Raw genomic sequence first — 838 nt, forward strand, 5'->3', positions numbered from 1 at the left:
TCACGAACTTTGAAAGGGCTGCGAAAATTGGTGATGAGATTGGTGGCCACATGATGAGCGGCCACATAAGTTCAACCGTTAAACTGTTAGGTCGTAACGAAACAGAGACAAACTGTGAGCTCATTTTCGAATGCCCGAACAAACTTCAGCGTTATGTTCTACCCAAAGGATATATTGGGATCAATGGATGCAGTCTCACCATTGGCGCTGAGGTCACCGAACGCTTTAGCGTCCACCTTATTCCAGAGACGCTAGAAGTGACCACTTTTGGCCAGTTACAGGAAGGTACGAGCGTTAATATTGAAATCGATCCAAGCACTCAGGCGATTATAGACACTGTTGAGAGGTATATGACGGAGCGGCCAGCGAACTAAGCTTCTTGAGTCGAGCTTAGCTTCGTCCCGCCACTAGTGCGCTGAAATCGTTAGATTGGTTCCGTGGATCACGAAATCAGTGAAGTATACTTCACCAATACTGGTTTCAGTGTCACCAAACTGAATATGGGGTAAGTCCCAGTCCCAGCGCACATTGATATCATAAATTGAAACACCGTCAACACCATAGTCCTTGATGTCAGCAGGCCCGCCCCCGGCTATCGCCCCTAACTCACTGTATGCGGGAATAATGTCCGTCGCTGCAGCAATCTTTTGCTCAACACTGGCAAAGCCAAAACTGCCTAAGGTATCTGCGCCCCGCTCGTTGTGAATACGCATATCTCTTAGTGTGAGGTATGGATTGGTCACATTTCGATCAATAAATGTATTGGTCGCATTATTAGTGCTATCAACATCCAAGTCTTCAACGCGGAATTTTACGTCGATTGCAATATGAGAATCAC

1 protein-coding gene and 1 pseudogene are annotated in these 838 nt (G+C 46.5%); one reads left to right on the forward strand and one right to left on the reverse strand.

Annotated features, from left to right (window positions below):
- Window positions 1–374 (forward strand): annotated as a pseudogene (locus A3751_RS19275) (riboflavin synthase); the annotation flags it as partial.
- 33 nt (window positions 375–407) lie between these two features.
- Here the strand turns inward: A3751_RS19275 and A3751_RS23180 are convergent.
- On the reverse strand, window positions 408–838 hold a 431-nt coding region (locus tag A3751_RS23180; RefSeq protein ID WP_197466522.1), incomplete at its 5' end, for a hypothetical protein.

Source organism: Oleiphilus sp. HI0080 (genome assembly GCF_001635135.1).